Source organism: Dyella humicola (assembly GCF_026283945.1).
Classification (GTDB): domain Bacteria; phylum Pseudomonadota; class Gammaproteobacteria; order Xanthomonadales; family Rhodanobacteraceae; genus Dyella; species Dyella humicola.
Window position 1 is genome coordinate 2,924,341 of sequence record NZ_JAPDPC010000001.1, and the last position, 23,041, is coordinate 2,947,381.

Here is a 23,041-nt window from a genome sequence, read left to right on the forward strand (position 1 = left end):
GACCTGATGACGGAGCAAGTTCCGGCGAGCCGGGGAATTGGGTGGGCCGTCCCTCCTGGACGGATGGCCACCCTGCGCGTCCGCACTCCGTCGCGGACCCTAGCGCGTGCCTGGCGGCACGCTCCCCCTTGATGGAGGCTCCCTCGAACTCCCCACGACTCTGAGTGGTGACGGACCTCCGACCAGCGTCGCGACCCGCCATCACCCCAACGAGGCTGAGGGCAAGTGTGGGGCAGGCCATCGGGCGTCTCCATGAGAATGGTCTGAAATCACGTAAAGCCTGTCGCACTGGATGGGCGAAAGCCGGCACGCCCCATGCCAGCATTGGCGCTTGTCTTGGCAAGATCGGCCACGCACGCCAAGCGGCAAGGCGAACGTCGCCTTCCATCCCGACGTTCGCGTTCTCGAACGCTGAGAATGCGAACGGGCAGGATGCGCGACATCCTCCACCCGCTCGGCGAGAATGCCCCCCATGAGCCAAGCCGCCCCCTGCCTACCGTGAGCCACACCCTGGACTTGCCGCTTGAGTCGCCCATCGAACCAGGCCTGATGGTCATCCATGGCAACCGCATGGAGGATCTGCGCGACCTTCTGATGGCCTGGCTGGCCCGTGCACCGCTACGTCCGCTGGAAGACGAGCTGATGCTTGTGCAGAGCAACGGCATCGCGCAGTGGCTGAAATGGGCGCTGGCTCGTCCGGCTGGCGAGGGCGGCCTCGGCATCAGTGCGGCTATCGATGTGCAATTGCCCGGCCGGTTTCTATGGGCGGCCTATCGCAGCGTGCTCGGCCGCGAAGCCGTGGCAACGACGTCGCCGTTCGATAAGTCACGCCTGGCCTGGCGACTGTTGCGACTGCTACCTGAACACCTGCACGAACCCGATTTCGCCCCGCTACGCGAGTTTCTCAGCGACGACCCGGACGAGCACAAGCGCTTCCAGCTGGCCGAGCGGGTGGCCGACCTGTTCGACCAATACCAGGTCTATCGCGCCGACTGGCTCGCCGATTGGGAGCAAGGCCGCTATCAACTTCGCGACGACCTGCGCAGCCGCCACACGCCGCTTGGCGATGACCAGCGCTGGCAGGCCCGGCTGTGGCAGCTCGTATTGGATGACGTGGGCGAGGAACGCCACAACCATCGCGCGGCGGTACATCATGCCTTCCTCGATCGCATCGGCAGCATGACGTCGCGGCCTGCCTCCTTGCCCCGACGCGTCGTGGTGTTCGGCATGTCCTCGCTGCCGCAGCAGACGCTGGAGGCACTGACCGCGCTGGCTCGTTTCAGCCAGGTGATGCTGCTGGTCGCCAACCCCTGCCGCCACTACTGGGCCGACATCATCGAGGACCGTGAACTGCTTAAGGCGAACCAGCGGCGCCAGGCTGGGAAGCCGGGCCTACCGGCCGAGCCCCGCTACGAAGACCTCCATCTGCACGCCAATCCGCTGCTGGCGGCCTGGGGTCGCCAGGGCCGCGACTACATTCGACTGCTCGACGCCTTCGACAAACCGGAAGGCTACCGCCAGCGCTTCGCCGCCTGGAACCGCAGCATCGACCTGTTCGCCGATGCCGATGGCACTACGCTTCTGCGTCAGATCCAGCAGGCCATTCTCGATCTGGAGCCGCTGCCGCCCGCACCGTCGCAACGCAAAGCGTGGCGGACAAACGATGCTTCGTTGCGTTTTCACGTCGCCCACAGCCCGCAGCGCGAGGTGGAAATTCTCCACGACCAGCTGCTGGCGATGTTCGCGGACGCGGGCCGCCAAGGCACGCCATTGTCGTCACGCGACGTGATCGTGATGGTGCCCGATATCCAGACCTACGCCCCGCATGTGCAAGCGGTATTTGGCCGGGTGCCCGCCGACGATCCGCGGCACCTGCCCTACTCCCTGGCAGACCAACCGTCGCGTGGTGCAGTGCCTTTGATGGTGGCGCTTGAGCACCTGCTCTCGCTGCCAGACTCGCGCTTTGCGGTAAGCGATGTGCTGGACCTGCTCGATGTGCCTGCGCTGCGAACACGTTTCGATATCGACGAGGCCGGACTGCCAACGCTGAAACGCTGGATCGAAGGCTCTGGCATTCGCTGGGGCCTGCACGGCAGCCAGAAGCAGAGCCTCGAATTGCCCGACATCGAGCAAAACAGCTGGCGCTTCGGCCTGCAGCGCATGCTGCTCGGCTACGCCGTGGGCGATGCCGATACCTGGCAAGGCATCGCACCCTACGATGAAGTGGGCGGACTGGATGCGGCCATGATTGGGCCGATCACCGAGCTTTTCGATCAACTGGAACGCTATTGGCAGTTGCTGCGTGAACCGGGCACGCCGACCCAGTGGCATGAGCGGCTGCAGATGCTGCTCGCCGATTTCTTCGCGGCGGACGATCCCGCCGACAGCGACCGACTGGCGCGCCTTGGCGATGCCCTCGACGCCTGGCAGCAAGCATGTACCGAGGCGGCCTTCGCGCAACCCGTGCCCCTCGGCATCGTGCGCGAGCATTGGCTCAAGGCGATCGATGAAAGCCGCCTGTCGCAACGCTTCATGGGCGGTGCGGTGAGCTTCGGCACCCTGATGCCCATGCGTGCCATCCCGTTCCGCGTGGTGTGTCTGCTGGGCATGAACGACGGCGATTACCCGCGTCGCCAGGCGCCGGTCGACTTCGACCTGATGGCGCAGCCTGGCCATGCGCGGCCCGGTGACCGATCCCGTCGCGAAGACGATCGCTACCTGTTTCTTGAGGCGCTGATCTCCGCACGCGATGCGCTTTACATCAGCTGGGTGGGTCGCAACGTGCGTGACAACAGCGCACTGCCACCCTCGGTGCTCGTCGGCCAACTGCGCGACTACGTCGCGGCCGGCTGGCATCGAGACGGCGATGACGCAAACGATACTTCGACCGGCAAAGCGCTAATGGAGGCCATGACGACGGAGCACCCGCTGCAACCGTTCAGCCGACGATACTTCAGCGCCGATTCGAATGCTCACGTGTTCACCTATGCGCGCGAATGGCGGCAGGCGCATCGCACCCACGTCGCTGCGCATGGCGACAACGCGCTGGCGCGATGGGAACCGGATGCTGCGCTCGGCATCGGCCAGCTGCAAGGCTTCCTCAACCGGCCGGTGCGCTACTTCTATAACCACCGCCTGAAAGTGCATTTCGCCGACCTGAAAGAAGAGACGTCCAATGACGAGCCGTTCGCGCTGAATGCGTTGGAGCGGCACGTCGCCAACGCAAGCGTGCTACGTGCGGCAGTGCAGGCGGGCGATACCGACGAAGCGGTCGACGCTGCCGCTCGCCATCTCGCCGAACAGGGCTCCCTGCCGCCTGGCGGATTCGGCGAACTGCTGCGCGATACGCTGGCGCGGGAAACCCGCGAACTGGCCGCCACCTGGCTCGCGACCTGCCGGCGATGGCCGCAGGCTGCCGACAAGATCGAGCTGCAGTACACCGCGCACGGCGTTCGAATCGAAGACTGGCTGACTGATCTGCGTATCGGTGACGAGACCCACTTCGTTCGCCTGGAGCTTGTCACCGGAAAACTGCGGCAAAAGGATGGCGGCCTTCGCCATGACAAGCTGATCGGCGCCTGGTTGATCCACCTGCTCGCTCACGCCCACGGCTTGCGCCTGCAGACGCGCGTCGTCAGCGCGGATGCGCAAGTGCTGCTTCGCGTACTGGATAAGGCCGAAGCAACCCTGTGGACCGACAACCTGCTGGCAGCACTGCGCGAAGGAATGAACGCGCCGCTGCCGATAGCCCGCAAGACCGCCTATGCCTGGCTGCAGCATGCCAAGGACGAGGACAAGGCCCGCAAACAGGCCGAACTCGCCTACGCAGGCAGCGGCTTCAGCCAGATTCCCGGCGAAGTCGAGGAGGACGTCTGTCTCGCTCGCGCGTGGCCAAGCTTCGCCCGCATGGAGTCCGCCGGATTTACGGCTTGGCTGGAGCTCTACCGCCCCCTGATGGATGTTGCCTCGCCGGGAGATGTCGCGTGAGCGCAAGCGCACCGCTCCAACCACTGCAGCTGCCGCTGTATGACATCCAACTCATCGAGGCGAGCGCAGGCACGGGCAAGACGTGGACCATCGCAGCGCTTTATCTGCGCCTCGTGCTGGGTCACGGTCGCACTGACGGCGAGCCCTTGCTGCCCGCCCAGATCCTGGTGCTGACCTTTACCAAGGCAGCCACGGCCGAGCTGCGTGAGCGCATTCGCGAACGCCTGAGCGAAGCCGCCGAGGCTTTCCGTCACGATCACGCGTCCGATGACTTCCTGCGCGAGCTCATCGCTGCCTATCCCGATGCCGATGCGCGCGCACGCGCCGCCAGGCAACTCGAGCTGGCCGCGCAATGGATGGACGAAGCGGCCATCCACACCATTCATGCCTGGTGCCAGCGCATGCTGGGCCAACACGCTTTCGATAGCGGCCACGCTTTCGTGCAGGACACCGAGATCGACGAAAGCGAGCTGCTCGCCGAAACCGTCCGTGATTACTGGCGCACGTATTTTTTCCCACTCGACCGCCATGGCGCGGCGGTCGCTTCGCACTGGTGGAATAGTCCGCCGTCGCTGCTGAAGGCACTTCGTCCCCTGCTTCGCCGGCCGTTGCAAAACCTGCGCCTGGATGGCAAGCCGCTGCCCGATCCGCTACGCGCGCTCAGTGAATTCAGCCACAGCGTCGACGCATCGAGCACAGCCGAAGCCACTGCAAGGCGGCGCTGGCTGGAGAACGTGGAGCCGATTGAGAGCATGTTCGCCACTGCATTGGCTGCAGGTGCACTCAACGGCACCAAGATGAAGCGCGACAAGGTCATGGCGGAGCTGGTCCTGCTGCGCCAATGGTCTTCGGGACTAACCGATGCCGGCGAGACCCTGAAGCGCTACACCCAGTCCGCGCTGGCCGCCGCCAAGAACAAGAACGCCGAACCGCTCGTCCACGACGCCTTCCTGGCCGTCGAAGCTTGCGTCGAGGCGCAGGCAAGACTTGTCCCGCTGCAGGCATCCATGCTGGCCCATGCCACCACCTGGGTAAGCCGGCGACTGGAACAGACCAAGCAACGTCGCTCCCAGCTCGGCTTCGACGACATGCTCAAGCGGCTTGACGGCGCATTGCACAGCCACGCCGGCGGCAGACTGGCCGACACCATCGCTAAGCAATACCCGATCGCTTTGATCGACGAGTTCCAGGACACCGACCCGCTACAGTGGCGCATCTTTCGCCGCATCTACGCCGGACGCGGGCCAACCGGCCTGCTGCTGATCGGCGATCCCAAGCAGGCCATCTATGGGTTCCGCGGGGCTGACATCCATACCTACCTGCGCGCCCGCGCCACCGCGCAGCAGCCAACCTGGACGCTCGACACCAATTACCGTTCGACCCAGGCGCTGGTGAGCGCGGTCAACCGCATCTTCGAGCACGCCGACACCCACGTCGAGGGCGCCTTCGGCTTTGGACATGGCAGCAGCGCGTTGCCATTCCATCCGGTCGCCGCGCGTGGGCGGATCGATCGGCTTGTGCTTGATGGCCAACCGCTTCCACCGATGCATCTGGCCGTCGAAGACAAACCAGAAGCCATCAGCGGTTCGGCCTATGTCGACTTGATGGCTCGGCACGCCGCTGCCTACCTCGTGCAATTGCTGACAGCGGCACAGCAAGGACGCTGCGGCTTCATGAGCCAGGACAACCAAGTCACGCCATTGAAGCCAGGTGATATCGCCATCCTCGTGCGCAACGGCACCGAAGCCGCGCGGGTACGTGATGAAATGCAGCGGCGTGGTCTCAAGAGTGTCTATCTATCCGATCGCGATTCAGTGTATGCCTCGGCCGAGGCCGCCGATCTGCTGCGCTGGCTGCAAGCCTGTGCAGATCCAGGGTCCGACCGCAGCATGCGCGCGGCCTTGGCCACACCGACACTGGGGCAAAGCGACGCGGAGCTGGACCGCCTCAATCTCGACGAGCATCACTGGGAAGCCTGTGGCGAGCGCTTCCGCCAATTGTATGACACGTGGCAGCGCCATGGCGTGCTGGCCATGCTCCACGATCTGCTGCATGCCTTCGATCTCCCCGCTCACTTGCTCGTGCAGCCCGACGGCGAACGCGCGCTGACCAATCTGCTGCACTTGGCCGAACTGCTGCAGCACGCAGCCGCAAGCCTGGACGGCGATCATGCGCTGATCCGTTACCTGGCCGCGCAGATGGCCACGGCAATCGACCCGCTGGCGGAAACCGCGGAAGAGCAGATCGTGCGCCTGGAAAGCGAGGCCGCGCTCATCAAGGTGGTGACCATTCACAAGTCCAAGGGACTGGAATACCCGCTGGTACTGCTGCCCTTCATCTGCTCCGCACGCGAGGTGAAACGCGATGACAGCTTTCTGTGGCATGACGCCGAAGGCGAACCCCAGATGGATCTGCGCGCCGACGACGCGGCACGCGCGCTCGCCGATCGCGAGCGCCTGCAGGAGGATCTTCGCCTGCTCTATGTCGCACTGACCCGCGCGCGCTATGCCTGCTGGCTGGGCATCGCTGGCGTGGGCGGCCCCAGGACAACGCCTCTGCACAAGTCCGCTTTTGGCCATGTGCTGTCCGGTGGCGAGGCGATCCAGCCGGGCGAGCTGATGCGCCGCCTCGATAGCTTGCGTGGAGGCCATCCGGACCTGCACATCGAGATGTTGCTGCAGCCCGAGCAGCATCTTCTCAGGACCGCCGAGGAAGACATTACCCCTCTGTGGGATGCGCGCATCTATACCGGCGGTGCCCAGGAACGCTGGTGGGTCGCAAGCTACAGCTCGTTGCGATATGCCGAGGCGGAACGGGTCCCGGTGCCCGCGCCGGAGACGGCAACGCAGGACGTTCTTATCGAGCTGGGCAGCAAGCAACCAGCCATGGCAGAGTTCCTGCCCATCCACGCGCAGGGCATGCACGCCTTCCACGCCGGCGCTGAGGCCGGCACCTTCCTGCACGACCTGCTCGAATGGGCGGCCGACGAGGGTTTCGTGACGGTTGCGGGTGACGCCAGCGGATTGGAAAAAGAAATCGCCCGACGCTGCCAACGGCGCGGCTGGCAAGCCGACATTCCCCTGCTGTCGCGCTGGATGCCGGCCTTGCTTCGGACACACCTCGCCTTGCCCGATGGCGCATCGGCCAGCCTTGCCGGTGTGGATGGTTACTACGCCGAAATGGAATTCTGGTTCGAGGCCCAACATGTCGACACGCTCGCGCTCGATCGGCTGGTCACCGCGCACTCGCTCAACGGCCAATCACGTACACCGTTGCTGCCCGAACGCATCAATGGACTACTCAAGGGCTTTATCGACCTGGTGGTCGAGCATCAGGGGCGTTACTACGTGATCGACTACAAATCGAACAAGCTCGGCAACGACGCCAGCGCCTATACCCCGGCGACCATGCGCGAATCAATCCTGCGCGAGCGCTATGACTTGCAGTACGCCATCTACACGCTGGCCCTGCATCGCCAGTTACGCGCGCGCCTCCCGGGTTACGACTACGACCGTCATATGGGCGGCGTAGCGTACTTGTATCTGCGCGGTATCGACGACGCCGGCCATGGTGTTCATCAGGAGCGTCTGCCCTGGGCACTGATCGACGCGATGGATCGCCTGTTCGCCACGGGAGTGCACGCTCATGCGGCATGACCCCAGGCTCGACCTGCTGGACCAGGCCACCGAGCGCGGTACCTTACGTGCTCTTGACGTCGCGTTCGCCCGCTTCCTCGCAGCGCAGGACGCCCATGCCCCGGCCGTGCTCCCCTTGCTCGGCGCGCTGGTGAGTCGGCAACAGGCCGACGGGCATCTCTGCCTCGATCTGGCATCGTGGGAGCCACTGGCCGAAGAGTTCGCGTGGCCATCGAGCTGGCGTGCACTGATCGCGACTGCCATCGCCGATCCCAGGTCATTGACGCACTCGATCCTCGTCGCCGTGCCTGACGTGGGTGATCGCGCTGCCTCACCCCTGGTACTCGACGGTCATCGGCTCTATTTGCGCCGTTATTGGCAACATGAGCAACGTGTGGCGCAGGCCATCAGCCTTCGTTTGAGCCAGTCACCCAGTGCGCCGCCACAACTGGCTGAACAATTGGCGCGCCTGTTTCCCGCCAAGGTCTCCCACCTCCCCGACTGGCAACGTATCGCCTGCGCATTGGCAGCACGCGGCGCCTTCACCGTCATCACGGGCGGCCCGGGCACGGGCAAAACCACGACCGTCGTGCGCTTGCTTGGCCTGCTGCAGACCCTGCAGCGCAACCACTCCCCCCGTCCGCTGCGCATTCGCCTGGCCGCGCCCACGGGCAAGGCATCGGCGCGACTGCAGGCATCGATCAGCGCGCAGATCGCACAGCTCGATGTCGACAGCGACGTGCGCGCAACGATTCCCAGCCAAGTCGATACCCTGCATCGCCTGCTGGGCGCACGGCCGGATACGCGCCGCTTTCGCCACGACCGTAGCAATCCGCTGCACCTGGATGTACTGGTCATCGACGAAGCCTCGATGATCGATCTGGAGATGATGTCGGCGGTGCTCGCCGCGCTACCTGATGATGCGAAGCTGATCCTGCTCGGTGACAAGGACCAGCTCTCGTCCGTGGAAGCGGGTGCCGTGCTGGGCGACCTCTGCCGCCGAGCAGAAGCCGCGCACTACAGTCCGACAACCGCCGACTGGCTGCGCCAGACCACCGGCGACGATGTCGATGCCTGGGTGCGCACAGATGCCGCCCCACTGGACCAGCATGTGGCGATGCTCCGCCTTAGCCATCGCTTCGGTGCCGAAAGTGGCATCGGCGTGCTCGCTCAAGCAACGAACGAAGGCGACGTCGCAAAAGTGCGGCAGCTGTTAAGGCGGCCGCATATCGATATTGCATGGCTGAACCCTTCCAGCGAAACGCAACGCCTTGCCGAACTTGTCCTCGACGGTGGCGCCAATCGCTTTTCTGCGCGCAGTGACGATGCCTCGCCGCAAGGCTATCGTCACTACCTTGAATGGATGCGCCAGGAGCGCCCTCGCGCCGATGCCGACGCGGCGTTGTTCGACACATGGGCCCGTGGCGTGCTGCAGAGCTTCGGCCGCTTCCAGCTGCTATGCGCGCTGCGCCAGGGCCCGATGGGTGCCGACGGGCTCAATCGCCAGGTGGCCGACATCCTTCACCGAGCGGGACTGATCGACGCGAGCCGCGAATGGTACGAAGGCCGCCCCGTGCTGGTGACTCGCAACGACTACAGCCTAGGCTTGATGAATGGCGATGTCGGCATAGCACTGCGCGTTCCCGACGAACATGGCGTGCTGCATTTACGCGTGGCCTTCGAGGTAGCCGGGGACGCCGGCGATACCGCGACGCGCATCCGCTTCGTACTGCCCTCGCGCCTGGGCGAGCGCGAAACGGTTTATGCCATGACCGTGCACAAATCACAGGGTTCCGAATTCGACCACGCCGCGCTGGTGCTTCCCGATGAGCCCAACGCAGTCCTCACTCGCGAACTGCTCTATACCGGAATAACGCGTGCGCGAAGGTGGTTCAGCCTGTGGGCAGCCATGTCCATCGTGGAACAAACCGTCGGCCAGCCGGTATATCGACACTCAGGGCTGCATGCGCATTGGCAGGTGACCGGATAGCCGGCCCCACGCCGGCGATCAAGAGCAGTTGCTGCCGGACGGCAGCGGGCCGAGCACAACGCTCCCGGAACTGATCAAGCCGACCTTGATACCTGGTACGGCAGCTGAAGTTTCCGCTTGGGCGCCGCTCGACGGCCGCGAGCAGACGATAAGAGCGAACGAGTCACGCCTCCCCTCCCCTTGCTGGCCGTACGTGAAAGGAGCGGCATCCAACGCCGCGATGGCCACACCTTGCTGCATCCCCGTGGCTCGCAGCAAGGCAAAGTCCGCCTTGCTGGCGTCGTACAACTGATTCGCGCCATCGCCCCCTGTGGGATAGACATAGACGATCCAACCGGACGCGTAGTCCAACGATTCGCTACAGGTGCCGCCGTCGCGGCTGGCGCAGATCGATACGTATTTTCCGCGCGTAGCAGCCTCAGCTCGTGCGTAGGTGAAATCCGCCAGCAATTGATTGGCCACCGAGGCCACGCGATGACGGCGCGTCAGGCTGCCGAAATTGGGAACGGCAATCATGGCGAGAATCGCGATGACCGCCAACGTCACCATCAGTTCCACCAACGTAAAGCCGCGATGCCTGGAACGGTGCTTGGCCATGATCATCACCAACAATTGCCATTGCTGCTGACGTTGCCCGCCGCCGCCGATGTTTTCGTGCCCATGCCATCGAGCTGCAACGATCCGCACGCATCGCTTTGCTGAGCGCTGCGAGGAGTCGCCGTGGCCATGTACGTCGAGGTTGTCTGGTTCGACAGCGACACGGAGTAAAAGCCGTTATCGGATAGCGCGGGATCGGCGAAGCCCAGGTCTGCAAGTGCACCGTACTTGTTGTACGTGGCGTAGTAGCGCTCCTGCGCCGTGGCGATGCGCAATAGCAACTCCTGTCCATCGGTTCGCCGTGCGCGATAACCGTAACGGCTATAGGCCGGTACGGCGAATGCTGCAAGTACGGCGATGATCGCAACCACGACCATCAGCTCGATTAAGGTAAAGCCGTGCACACGCCGCATGATGCGCTCCCGGTTAGTCCGCATTGTTGAGCACTCGCCAGGATCGCCGGCGCCAGACGGGAATGCCGAACGAAGGCGCCTTGCCATCAAGCGCCTGATTGCCCGTGTCCGCGATCAAGCCGGGCACGTAGGCAAGACCACCGCCCATCGACGAGGACACCGGCAGGAAACCACCTGTCGGCGGATTTTTTACGCGCAGTCCTGCTTGCGCATAACCGTCGGGCCAGCCCGCAAGGCTTCCGTAGCTGCCGCCAAGATTGGCTTGGCCCGTCAGCGCATCGAGTATCAGCAGCGCGCCGCGCGGCGCGGGATCGCAGGGGTCGTTGTTCTGCGGTATCAACGTCGTGACGATCGCCTGATTGGTGGTGAAGATCGCCGTTGCGTCCACCACCACCCGTTCGCCCTTGGCCGAGCTGATATCGAGATCGATAGACCAACCGCGAATGGCCGTGCCGCCAGTCGTCTTGGCCGGAACCGGATTGCTGGTGAGGCCTCGTATGCCGGAAGACTCGACCATCGTCTGCTTCACCAGGGGGCTCGACGAGCTGCCGCCGATGATCGGCACCTGCCCCGCGGAACCTGCGTCGCGCATGCCGTAGATGGACTGCACCCTGGTATTGGCGTCGATGACGTTGTCGATGCCGCCGAGATATTTGCCCGTGCCGAACAACACCATGAAGCCACCCGCAGCGGCATCGGGAAACAGGCGCGGCATCACCGTGATGGGCTGATAGCCCGGGTTCTGGGGACGGTAGAACAACTCGGTTTTCCAATTCGCAGGATTGCTATCCGTCAGATCAAAGCGCCATAGATTGCCCAGCAGATCGCCCGCAAAGGCGACGTCATCGATCTGGTCGCTGTTGTAATCGCCCACTACGGGCGTGGTCAGGCCGTAACTCTCGATGGAGCCAGCCAGACCGCTGACGCTGGTAGGCGTCCTCAGCTCTCGGAGCAATTCACCCGTTTGCGCATCAAGCACGAACAGCGAACTGAACGCGTTGCTTGCCGCAGGCTCGGTGCTCCCTGTCGGGAAATAGCCAGCCGGCACCATGACGACCCACTTGCCATTGGCCAGCCTGCCGATATTGGGCCTGCCATAGGTGTAACCCAGATTGGCGGGATTGTTGCCGCCACTTGCCGGAAGGGTGTGGTTGAATTCCCACAGCACTTTTTCGGCGGGTCCGATGACCTTGCCGGAAGTGCCGCCTTCAGTGGCCGACGGCTCCGTAATATCCAACGCGTAGACACCCCGGCCACCCAGCCGCAAACCGGCTACCAGGATGGTGTGCCAGCCCTGGCTGCTACCCGTACTGAAATAGACATCGCGACTCACAGGCGTGCCATCGACCGACGGCATGAACTTGAAATCGTCCAGTGATGACCAGCCGGACAGGCGGCTAAAAGCGGAATAAGGCACATAGGCCCAGCGCTCCGCACCTGGATTCGGCGTGACGTCGACTGAGCTGGCAAGCGTCGACGCGGTGGTGGCGTCAAACGCATGCAGCATGCCGTCGTTCGCCGCCACATAGACGGTGGGCGCACGCTTGGCATGATCGGCGCGGAACTTCTCATACGATTTACCCGAGGCGGCAGCCAAGGCTTCCGCAGAACCTGCCGGCCAGGTATTGCCGTACCCGCCGTTCGGCTGTGCCACATAAAGCGTTTGCGCATTGACGACCGCACCGAACACAGAGTTGCGCTGCCGGAAGCTGGTGCCATCTTTGCTCTGATCGCCACGCAACCAGCCTAGCCGGTCGCTGCCAGCAGGCGTCGTGGTCCCCGAGCCAAAACCCGCGTCCACCGCATTGATCGCGCTCACAACCGTGGCGCCGCGGAAGGCGGCACCTTTCCCCGTGCCAAGGCCTGTACTGGTAAGGATGACCCGGCTGTCTCCGGCCTTCGCCCGCGTGTCCAGCAAGCTGCGGCCATTCCATAGCGCAGCCGCTGAAATGCTTCCATCGGTATTGACCGTATTGGCCGTCAGGCTCCCTTTCCAGTCATTGGTGTCGTAGCCCGCCTGGTAGGTTACGGCGCCTTCGGTAAGAACCGCCGAGCTCAGGCTCCCCGACACCGACGTGGTGTTGCGCGAGACGATGCTGTTGATGATGTTCTTCAACGCATTGCTGAGTGTGGAAGGATTGCTGGCGGCAAAGAACACGCCGCGGCTGTTGAGCGCCGCGTGCCACATGTCATCGATCTTCTTGCCATCGTCCGTTCCCACGACGGGCACAGGCCAGGCGATGGCTCCGCTGCGCAGGCTCTTATAGGTCGTCGCATTGTTCGACAGCGTGCCCGAAGCGCCGAAGCCAATCATGTACTGCACCAGGTGCGGCCAGGTGGCCGGATCGTTGGCCGGGTTCCAGTAGATCTCCTTGTTCGTGCGCGGATCCGCATCCGGCGCCAGTGGCTTGTTGAACAACGTGGTGGATTGGTCGGGAATATTGGACGACACCTTGAGCCGATTGGCTGGGGTCGCGAACAGACTGGCGCCCGTCACGCCCGCCTGCAAGTCGGTGGCCCAGTACCGGAAGGCGATATCAGCCATCGTCTCGACGCTATTGCTTTCCTCGTTCCACACGACCTTGCTTTCGCTATCCGACAGGGAAAAGCTGCCGATCCCGTCAGGCAACCGGCTGATGGCAGCGCGATCGTTGATCGCCCCCTGCGTTGGCGTATCCCCATTCCACATGCCGTCGGTCATCTGAATGTGGTAGTTCTGGCGACATACCAGTTCCTTGCCGACATCGCGGTCCCAATACGGATTATTGTCGGTCGCGCCCGTGCGGTTCTTGAAATATTCGCCCACGCGCAACGCGGCGGTGCGATTCGGCGTGCCGCCTGCATCCGGCATGGCGAACAGCCAGTTGTAGAAGCGCGTACGCATATTGCTCGTCGTCGTGCCGTCGACAAACTTGTAGATCGACGTCGCCGTGGTCAGCCAAGGATTTGTCGTGGTATTCGCATTGATGTTCTGCCACGCGACGCGGACGTTGTCATTGAACGGCTGGAAGGCATGCGAAACGGAAGATACCGACGCCATGGTGCGGGTGCGGTAGTACGAAAACCAGTTGGCGAAGTTCTGCTGTTGGGCCGCCGGCAGCGGTACCCAGGTCCAGCTCCCGGCGGTGTAGAGATTGGCTATCGCCTGCGTCGTGAGCTGGCCCGAACTATTCACCGGCAAGGTACTCGCCGCGCCGGTGTACCTGTAGTAGCCCGCTCCCTTGTTTCCACAAAAGCTGAGCGTGGCAAGGTTCTGCGTGTAATTCGTTGCCGAAACGGGGCTGGCGGGCCGGTTGACCTTGAACCCATTGACCCAGGCTGCGGTGAACACCGCATTGGGCATGCTGGTGCCGTCGGCCTTCACCGGTGGCGCATAGGTATTGTCGGGATTGAAATAGACACCATTCATGCTCCAGGAACGCGGATCACTGCTGTCCGTGATGCCTGGAGCAATCACGCCCGCGCAAAGATAGGGACCAACGGCGGTCCCGCTCGGATAGGCGTAATTCTCCGCCTCCGTCTGCCCGTTCCCAGCGCCCCAGCTAACGTTGCTATAGGGGCGCGTATCGGGCATATGGCGCCAAGTCATCGAGCCGGAATCGTCGAATGTCAGCACCAGATTAGGCGCCACCGAGGTGGTGGCTGCTGGTGGTCCTGGACTGAGTTCGACCGTGCCGGCCATGGATACGGCAGAGGTACCGGCAAACACGCCCATCGCCAATCCGATGAACGCGGGCTGCAGCCGCTGACGTGCAAAATTCGCTTTAGGCATGGTCATTGTTCCGGGTGTCAGTTGCTCTTCGCGCCGAAGGTGGACTCGAGCACCCTCACGGCGTTTTCATTGCCACCGACACCACGCGCCGTGATGCGATAGATATGCGTGCCTGGGTTGGATGCTCCCGTGCCCGTGCTACTGGTGACGCCGGATTCGTGCTGCCCGCCCGCACCTGGCGGCAACTCCGGGCCGAGATCCTCGATCAGGTAGCGCGGATTGCGTGCCAATGCGGCAATCAACTTATGCTCCGCGGAGAAACCGACCGAACTGGGGCTGGTGTAGTCATGCCCCCCGCTTTCACCCTTGTATTCGGTCGAGCCAGCCGTCACCCATCCACCACTCGTGCGGAATTCGACGACGTCGTTGACCGGACTCGCCGCGTCGAACACGTAGCACTCGGAGATCACGGAGGTGCCACAGCTCACGCCACCCTGCCCGCCGGCTTTCCACAATTTCCACTCCGCGCCGCGCAACGCCGTTTCGGCTGCCATCTCGGCCATCTGGTTGTTGCGCAGGCCGCCCGCCATTCGCTCCTGCAGCAACGAGCGACCGGAAGCACTGATCGCAAGCATGGTCAGCAGCAGCAGAAAAATCAGCGCCACCACCAGCACCACGCCGTGCTGAGCGTGCGGGCCGGAACGCGTGGACCATCTGGAGAAACGTGACGTCATCATGGATTCCTCATCGCGCCCTCGCGGCCACGCGCAAGCTCAGGGGTTGTAATTGCGAAGCGCGACGAGCGCACTGAATTCGCGCCGAAGCATGCGATCGTCAAATCCCTGCTGGGCGGGCGTGACGGAACGGCCAGCATCACCAGGCAGCCTGGGCTCGGTGATGCCGTCCGACGCATAGGTGTACCTGGTGTCGCTCGCGGCCAGCGTCGGCAGCGCTTGCTGGCCGCTCATAAGAATGCGCACCTCAATACTCTTCACACCGCGCCACAGGCAGCCCGGATCGGTGCCCAGCTTTACCGGCACCGACGGCGGACAGTTCGTTCCGCTATCGATCTGCGTGGCGGTGAGATAACTCGTATTGCCGTTGCTGTCCTCCACGCCGTAGAGGAAATCCAGTCGCTCAACACCGCGGACCAGCTCGCTGTCCCTGCCATTGAGTCGACGGATCAGTGCTCCGGTGGTGCTGCCATCGTCGTTCGCCACCACCTTCAGGTAATAGGTGACGGTGAGGAAATCCTTCTTGAAGTCGAACAGGCGCGGCGCGGATTGCGGCTGCAACGCCACTGGCTTGCCGGTGTTGCCATCGAGTGCCGTGCTCACCGCCACAGGTGAGATCCGGGCACCGCCACCGTCGACGGCAAAGACTGCCGCACTGGAACAGTTCGCCAGCATCGCCAGATCACCGGTTTCGAAATCGGTGACGGGCGGCTCGCCCCGACCTTGCTTCAGATCGATGGCGGCCACCGTGCCATCCGCGTCCGTGGTCACCGTGCTGTTGGTGCCGCCCAGCGCCCAACCCTTGGACGAATCGAGATAGCGCAGGGTGAGGACACTCGAGCCAACTACGCGGCTGTCGACGTTCGTGCCCATGTTGGGAACCTTGCTTACCGCCGGCGTGCAGCTCGTACGCGTGCAGTCATAACCACGCATGGCTAGAAACGATGGGAAGTAGTAAGGCGACGTCGGCTTGGCGGGATAGGGAGACGCGCCCCAGTTCGTGGTCACGTCGCTCATCGCGCCCACCAGGTTATTGGCGTACACCATGGGTGAACGCAAGCCGTCGAGCAGCAGGCCACTGGATGTCTGGTTGGCGAGGCCACCGGTGTTCGCGCAGTAGTGGCCATTAGCCATGCGTAGATCGCCGACCAGACGACCCATCGCATACCGCCCCTCCTCCTGCAGCCGCGCCAGCTGGTTCTGCACGCGATTGCTGTGTGAAGTGGTCAGGAACACGGTGATGATGCCGCCAGACACGAGCAGGCCAAGCACCATGGCTATCATCAGCTCGACCAGCGTCACGCCGCATTGATCAACGCGCAAGCGTGGCCTGATCATGGCTGGAACTCCCAGGCAAACGATTGCGTCGGCGGATCACTGGCGCCCGTGGCGATCACCTTGCGCTCGGTCCAGGTGATGGTCATGGCGCAGATACCGCCATAAGGTGGTCGCATGCCCATCTGCGGCGTCGGGTCGTAGCCGAGACCGGCCGTGCCCGTGCAGCTGATCGTTGCGTGTGCATCGGGCAACAGTGTCTTGAGCAGCTGACTCCACTCATATTGATCACGCACGGCGACCTGCGCGGGCGAGCATGGCGAGGCCTTGCTGCACGTCTGCTTGGTGGATGTCGGGTAGCCGGTGGCGTTGTACGCGCCGTTCCACAACCCCATCGGATTGGCTCGCATCCGATCGGCCATGTTGCCGGCGAGAAACGTCACCTGGGTGCGCAGGTAAGCCGCGTGATTGGAGCGCGCCGCCATCACCATCAGGCCAGCCAATCCAATCAGGCCAACACTGAAGATCAGCACAGCCATGAGCACCTCGATGAGCGAGATGCCGCGCTGTCGCGAACGTGCCTGCATATCGGGTCTCCCTGGTGCCGTCAGGGGACTTTAGTCAGATGAATTCGCGCGTAAATATTTGCGATGACGAGCGGTATGAAACGTCCGACAAACGGCATGTTCTTGCGATTCAACCGAGACAAAGATCACACGAAAGGACAAACATGATTTAAATCAGTCAATTGCGACCAATTGCATAAAAAGCCTACGCGCCAAATTCGCAACATGTTGCCGATCGTGTGGTGACACGCACGTGCCGTTCGCACTCCGCCGCCAAGCAGAACCAGGTCGACATTTGTGCCGCTTGGACGAAAACACAAAGGCCCGCTTGCGCGGGCCTTTGTGTTGAAGCTGGTGCCGGAAATAGGAATCGAACCTACGACCTACGCATTACGAATGCGCCGCTCTACCAACTGAGCTATTCCGGCGAGGAACCGCTAATTCTACGGAGCTGAGGGAAACCGTGCAAGCCGTTCGCGCTTACAGACTCGCGGAAGAACTGCCGACCATGCGCAGTTCCTTTGGCAGCGCGAAGGTGATGGTTTCCGGTTCGCCGTCCAGTTCGCGCACCGCGCCCGCGCCCCAGGACTGCAGGCGCGCGATCACGTCGCGAACGAGCTTCTCGGGCGCCGAGGCGCCGGCTGTCAGGCCAATGCGCGTGACACCATCGAGCCAACTGCGCTCGATGTGTTCGGCGCCGTCGATCAGATAGGAGCGCACGCCCTGCTTCTCAGCCAGCTCGCGCAGGCGATTGGAATTGGAACTGTTCACCGAACCGACCACCAGCATCAGATCCACCGCATCGGCCAGGCGGCGCACGGCATCCTGGCGATTCTGGGTGGCGTAGCAGATGTCGTCCTTGCGCGGTCCTTCAATGTCCGCGAATTTCTCGCGCAACGCGGCAATGATCGCCTTGGTGTCATCCACCGACAGCGTGGTCTGGGTGACGTAGGAAAGCTCATGCGGGAACTTCGGTTCCAGCGCAGCCACGCACTCCACCGACTCGACCAGCAGGATTTCGCCCGTATTGGCCGGGTTCCACTGCCCCATGGTGCCTTCGACTTCCGGATGGCCGGCGTGGCCGATCAGCACGACGCTACGTCCCAGGCGTCCCAGCCGCGCGACTTCCATATGGACCTTGGTGACCAGCGGACAGGTGGCGTCGAATACGTTGAGCTTGCGTTGGTCGGCCTCTTCGCGCACGGCTTTGGAAACACCATGGGCGCTGAAGATGACGGTGGCGCCATCGGGCACCTCGTGCAGCTCTTCCACGAACACCGCGCCATCGGCGCGCAGCTTGTCGACCACGTAGCGGTTATGCACCACTTCATGCCGCACGTAGATCGGCGCGCCATAGGATTCGAGCGCACGCTCGACGATGGCGATGGCGCGGTCCACGCCGGCGCAAAATCCACGGGGGTTGGCGAGCAGGATATCCACGGAGGCTCCGAACCTGGAATTGGTCGACTGACAGGCCCGCATTATCGCACGGCCCGCCCGGGGGCACGTTAGGGGGCGCTCAGGCCTTGGCCTTGCCCGTGAACAGGCCGAACACGATCAGCATGACGGCGCCCACGGTGATGCCGCAGTCGGCCAGGTTGAATACCGGGTAGCTCCACTCGCGGTAGTACACCTGGATGAAATCGGTGACTTGGGCCGCATGCAGGCGGTCGATCAGGTTGCCTAGCGCGCCACCGACAATGAGACCGAGCGGCAAGGCCGTGCGCCAGTCTCGGCGCGGCGTGCGTGCCAGCCACACGACCAGCACGCTGGTGATCACCAGGGCCAGCAGTACGAAGAACCAACGCTGCCAGCCCGCGCTGCTCGCCAGGAAACTGAAGGCCGCACCGGTATTGAAAGCCAAGGTCCAGTTGAGCAGGCCCAGAATGACCGGATGCGGCACACCCGCCGGCTGCAACGCACCCAGTGCCCACCATTTGCTGAGCTGGTCGAGCACGATGACAGCTAACGATAGCCACAGCCAGGAAAGTGCGTTGGGTTTGGGGTTCATAGGCGAGTCGTTAGGAGGAGTTGAATCCCTCTCTCCTCCGGGCAAGTCCCATCGGAGAGAAGGCTGGGGTTAGGGGCCAATCCTGCGACAAGAGAGAGCCAAGCGACTTTCCTTGCAAGCTCGTCGCGAGCACCCGCCCCTCACCTCGGTCCTCTCCCCGGAGGGGAGAGGAAGAAAGCTAACTAGAACCAGCGGCGGTCTTCGCCCGGGCCTTCCACATTGCTGATGCAGCGATCGCACAGCTCCAGATGCGCGGCGTGCGTGCCGACGTCATCACGGCGGTGCCAGCAGCGCACGCACTTGGCGGCGTCGCTCACCGTGGCCGAGACCCAGACGTCGGCGCCTTCCAGCTCGGTCAGCACGGCGTCTGCTGGCTGGCCACCGGCCAGATCCATGCGCAGCTCCGAGGTGATGAAGAAGAAGCGCAGCTCGGAGGCCACTGGTGCATAACGCGACACGATGGCCTGATCGGCGTGGATCGCCAGCTTTGCTTCCAGCGACGCGCCAATCTGCTCGCCCTTGCGCATGCCTTCGAGCACGCGCGAAGCGGTGTCACGGATGGCCAGCAGGTCGGACCAGTAGCGACGCTGCTCTGGCGAACTCTGCGTGGCGCCAAGGCCGTCGTACCAGGTTTCGAACAGCACGCTTTCGCTGCGCTGGCCCGGCAGGTTCTGCCAAATCTCCTCGGCGGTGAACGTCAACACCGGCGCCAGCCAGCGCACCAGCGCTTCGGCGATGCGGTACATCGCGCTCTGCGCGCTGCGACGACCATGGCTGTCGGTCGGCATCGTGTAGAGGCGATCCTTGGTGATATCCAGATACAGCGCACCGAGTTCGTTGGTGCAGTAATTCTGCACGCGCTGCACGATCTCGGGGAAGTCGTAGCGGTCGTACGCCGCTGCGACTGCCTGCTGCACGTCATACGCCTGCTGCACCGCCCACTGGTCCAGCAGCAGGCTCTGCTCCACCGGCACCAGGTGCTTGCTCGGATCGAAGCCATCCAGATTGCCGAGCAGGAAGCGCGCCGTGTTGCGGATACGACGATAGGTATCGGACACGCGCTTGAGGATCTCGTCGGACAGCGACATCTCGTTGCGGTAGTCGGTCGAGCAGATCCACAGGCGCAGGATGTCCGCGCCCAGCGTCTTCATGATGTCCTGCGGCTCGATGCCGTTGCCCAGCGACTTGGACATCTTGCGACCCTGCGCATCCACGGTGAAACCGTGAGTGAGCACGTCCTGGTACGGCGCGCGCGCAAACATGGCCGCCGAGGTGAGCAGCGACGACTGGAACCAGCCACGATGCTGGTCCGAGCCTTCCAAGTACATCACCTTGTAGCTGTCCGCGTTGCCCTGTTGCAGCTCGGGACGCTGGCCAATCACGGCGAAGTGGCTGACACCGGAGTCGAACCAGACGTCGAGCACGTCCAGGACCTTCTCGTAGTCCTTGGCCTGGTCGCCCAGCAATTCGGCTGGCTCCAGCGCATACCAGGCGTCGATGCCGCCCTGCTCCATGCGCTTGGCCACCTGTTCCATCAAGGCGACGCTGTCCGGATGCGGTTCCTGCGTCGCCTTGTGCACAAACAACGCGATCGGCACGCCCCAGGTACGCTGGCGCGAGATGCACCAGTCGGGACGATCGCTGACCATGCCGGCAATACGTTCTTCACCCCAGCCTGGCACCCAGCGCACCTGCTTGATCGCATCGAGCGCAGTCTGGCGCAGCCCCTGCTGCTCCATGCTGATGAACCACTGCGGCGTGGTGCGGAAGATCACCGGCGTCTTGTGGCGCCAGCAATGCGGATAACTGTGTTCGATCCTGGCGAACGCCAACAGCACGCCCTGGCGGCGCAGCAGGTCGACGATCGCATCGTTGGCCTTCCACACATGCAGGCCGGCGATGACCGTGCCATCCACCGCGGCCGGTGTGTCGGCACGATAGGTGCCGCGACTCTCGATGTAGTTGAGCGTCTCGATGCCGTACTTGCGCGATACCACGAAGTCTTCCACGCCGTGGTCGGGCGAGGTATGCACGGCGCCGGTACCGTCTTCGGCAGAGACGTGCTCGCCGAGCAGCACCGGCACTGCGCGCGGGTAGAACGGGTGCTGCAACAGCACGCCTTCCAGCGCTTGGCCGGCGGCGTGGCCGAGCACGTTCGCCTGCTCCAGGCCATAACGGTGCGAAGCCTTCTCGGCAAGGGCACTGGCGACCACCAGCAACACGCGGCGGCCGTCGCGCGGCTGGACTTCGATCAGCGCATATTCCAGTTCCTCACCGAGCGAGACGGCCAGGCTTTCCGGCAGGGTCCACGGCGTGGTGGTCCAGATCGGTACGGCCACGATGGCCTCGCCCGCATCGACGCCGAATTTCTGCGCCAAGGCCTTGGGATCGATCGCGTCATAAGCGACGTCGACCGCCGGCGAAACCTTGTCGGCGTATTCGATCTCGGCCTCGGCCAGCGCGGAGCCGCAATCGAAACACCAATACACCGGCTTGGCGCCGCGCACGACGTGGCCGTTGGCGACGATCTTTGCCAGCGCACGCACCATGTCGGCCTCGTACTTGAAATCCATCGTGCGGTACGGATGGTCCCAGTCACCCAGCACGCCCAGGCGCTTGAAATCGGTGCGCTGCAGGTCGATCTGCTGCTGCGCATATTCGCGGCACTTCTGGCGGAACGCGGCAGCGTCAAGTTTGTCGCCCGCCTTGCCGAATTTCTTTTCGACCGCGATCTCGATCGGCAGGCCATGGCAGTCCCAGCCGGGCACGTACGGCGCACGGTAGCCGGCCAGTAGGCGCGACTTCACCACCACGTCCTTCAGCACCTTGTTGACGGCATGGCCCAGGTGGATGGCACCGTTCGCGTACGGCGGGCCATCATGGAGCACGAATACCTTGTCGCGCTCGGCAGCGCGCTGCTGAATTTGCGCGTAGCGGCCCACCTGCTCCCAATCGGCCAGCCATTTCGGCTCGCGCTTGGGCAGGTCGCCGCGCATCGAGAATTCCGTCTGCGGCAGGTTGATGGTGTGCTTGTAATCCTGAGTCATTGCCTGAATGCCGTCGGGTTGTGCCTGGCGCGGACATGCCGGCGCCGTTGCTCATTGCTGTTGGGGTCGCCATCGACATGGCGAAAGCGCCAACGTTACCGGATTTGGGGCGCTTACGCCTCGCTGAGGCGCGGATTCATGCCCAGCAGCTCGCGTGCCTGGCGCGAGTCGTGCGCCATCTGCGCCTTTAGCGCGTCCAGATCATCGAATTTCAGCTCGTCACGCAGCTTGGCCACGAACTCCACCGCCATGCGCTGGCCGTAAAGATCGCCATCGAAATCGAACAGATGGACTTCCAGCAGCGGCTCGGCGACTTCATTGATGGTCGGCCTTATGCCGAGGCTGGCCACGCCGGGCCAACTGCATTCGCTCTCACCCAGACCCACGCGCACGGCGAAGATGCCATGCACCGGGCTGGTGCGCTCGCGCAGATGAATATTGGCAGTGGGGTAGCCCAGCGTTCGCCCCAGCTGGTGACCGTATTCCACCTTGCCCTCGATCACGAACGGACGGCCAAGCAGCGGGGCCGCGCCGGCGAACTCGCCCGCCGCCAGCAGCATGCGCACGCGCGTGGCGGAAATCCGTGCACCATCCAGCAACACGGGCGGCATCGTGCGGGCAACGAACCCCTTTTCAGCACCCAGCCTTTGCAACATGGCCACATCGCCGCCACGCTTGTGACCGAAGCGGAAGTCGCCACCAACCCAGACTTCACGCGCGCCAATCCGGTCAACCAGCACGCGCTGCAAGAAATCCTCGGCCGACATCTCCGTCAACGCATGATTGAAACGCAGCAGCAGGACGTGCTCCATCCCGGCCGCGTCGAAACCAAGCAGCTTCTCGCGCACGCTGGAAAGCCGTGGCACCGGCTCAGGCGAAAAGTAGGCCCGCGGCAGTGGCTCGAAGCTCACCACCACCGGCGTCAGCTTGCGTTCGGTCGCGCGGGCGCGCACCTCCGCCAGCAAGGCCTGGTGGCCTCGATGCAGGCCATCGAACGCGCCGACCGCAACCACGCTGCCGCCGGGAGCCAGACAGGTGCCGGCAACATCCCTGGAAAGTCTCATCATTCAGCGA

The 23,041-nt window shown here is 63.6% G+C and carries 13 protein-coding genes and 1 tRNA gene; 3 read left to right on the forward strand and 11 right to left on the reverse strand.

Annotated features, from left to right (window positions below; all coding sequences use genetic code 11):
- Positions 1-432: 432 nt before the first annotated feature.
- From recC to recD, 3 genes are read left to right on the forward strand one after another with little or no spacing between them, the layout of a single operon-like run.
- Complete coding sequence (gene recC / locus OUZ30_RS12865; RefSeq protein ID WP_266182705.1) at positions 433-3,987, forward strand: exodeoxyribonuclease V subunit gamma; 3,555 nt, start codon at positions 433-435, stop codon at positions 3,985-3,987.
- Positions 3,984-7,643 (forward strand): exodeoxyribonuclease V subunit beta, encoded by a 3,660-nt coding sequence (gene recB, locus OUZ30_RS12870; protein WP_266182706.1) that lies wholly within the window; start codon positions 3,984-3,986, stop codon positions 7,641-7,643. Before recC ends, recB begins: the two co-directional genes overlap by 4 nt.
- The gene (gene recD / locus OUZ30_RS12875) at positions 7,633-9,612 is read left to right on the forward strand and encodes an exodeoxyribonuclease V subunit alpha (RefSeq protein ID WP_266182707.1); all 1,980 of its coding nucleotides are present in this window, start codon (positions 7,633-7,635) and stop codon (positions 9,610-9,612) included. Before recB ends, recD begins: the two co-directional genes overlap by 11 nt.
- A gap of 18 nt (positions 9,613-9,630) precedes the next feature.
- Here the strand turns inward: recD and OUZ30_RS12880 are convergent, their stop codons facing one another.
- The 11 genes from OUZ30_RS12880 to OUZ30_RS12935 all read right to left on the reverse strand — a co-directional run bounded on the left by OUZ30_RS12880 (position 9,631) and on the right by OUZ30_RS12935 (position 23,034).
- A complete protein-coding gene (locus OUZ30_RS12880; RefSeq protein ID WP_266182708.1) occupies positions 9,631-10,209 on the reverse strand; it encodes a GspH/FimT family pseudopilin in 579 nt (192 codons plus the stop codon).
- Between the two features lie 5 nt (positions 10,210-10,214).
- Positions 10,215-10,622, reverse strand: coding sequence for a type IV pilin protein (locus OUZ30_RS12885; protein ID WP_283255900.1), 408 nt, complete (start codon positions 10,620-10,622; stop codon positions 10,215-10,217).
- Between the two features lie 13 nt (positions 10,623-10,635).
- On the reverse strand, positions 10,636-14,394 hold the full coding sequence (locus OUZ30_RS12895; protein ID WP_266182709.1) for a pilus assembly protein: 3,759 nt from the start codon (positions 14,392-14,394) through the stop codon (positions 10,636-10,638).
- Between the two features lie 17 nt (positions 14,395-14,411).
- The gene (locus OUZ30_RS12900) at positions 14,412-15,068 is read right to left on the reverse strand and encodes a pilus assembly PilX family protein (protein ID WP_266182710.1); all 657 of its coding nucleotides are present in this window, start codon (positions 15,066-15,068) and stop codon (positions 14,412-14,414) included.
- Positions 15,069-15,107: 39 nt separating this feature from the next.
- Complete coding sequence (locus OUZ30_RS12905; RefSeq protein ID WP_266182712.1) at positions 15,108-16,406, reverse strand: PilW family protein; 1,299 nt, start codon at positions 16,404-16,406, stop codon at positions 15,108-15,110.
- On the reverse strand, positions 16,403-16,930 hold the full coding sequence (gene pilV, locus OUZ30_RS12910) for a type IV pilus modification protein PilV (protein WP_266182714.1): 528 nt from the start codon (positions 16,928-16,930) through the stop codon (positions 16,403-16,405). Before pilV ends, OUZ30_RS12905 begins: the two co-directional genes overlap by 4 nt.
- A gap of 331 nt (positions 16,931-17,261) precedes the next feature.
- Positions 17,262-17,337 (reverse strand) — tRNA-Thr (locus OUZ30_RS12915).
- Positions 17,338-17,389: 52 nt separating this feature from the next.
- The gene (ispH, locus tag OUZ30_RS12920; protein ID WP_266182715.1) at positions 17,390-18,349 is read right to left on the reverse strand and encodes a 4-hydroxy-3-methylbut-2-enyl diphosphate reductase; all 960 of its coding nucleotides are present in this window, start codon (positions 18,347-18,349) and stop codon (positions 17,390-17,392) included.
- Positions 18,350-18,428: 79 nt separating this feature from the next.
- Positions 18,429-18,920, reverse strand: a complete 492-nt coding sequence (gene lspA, locus OUZ30_RS12925; protein WP_266182716.1) for a signal peptidase II — start codon at positions 18,918-18,920, stop codon at positions 18,429-18,431.
- Between the two features lie 182 nt (positions 18,921-19,102).
- Positions 19,103-21,967, reverse strand: coding sequence for an isoleucine--tRNA ligase (ileS, locus tag OUZ30_RS12930; RefSeq protein ID WP_266182717.1), 2,865 nt, complete (start codon positions 21,965-21,967; stop codon positions 19,103-19,105).
- A 113-nt stretch (positions 21,968-22,080) separates the two neighbouring features.
- Complete coding sequence (locus OUZ30_RS12935) at positions 22,081-23,034, reverse strand: bifunctional riboflavin kinase/FAD synthetase (protein ID WP_266182718.1); 954 nt, start codon at positions 23,032-23,034, stop codon at positions 22,081-22,083.
- Between the last annotated feature and the right edge of the window lie 7 nt (positions 23,035-23,041).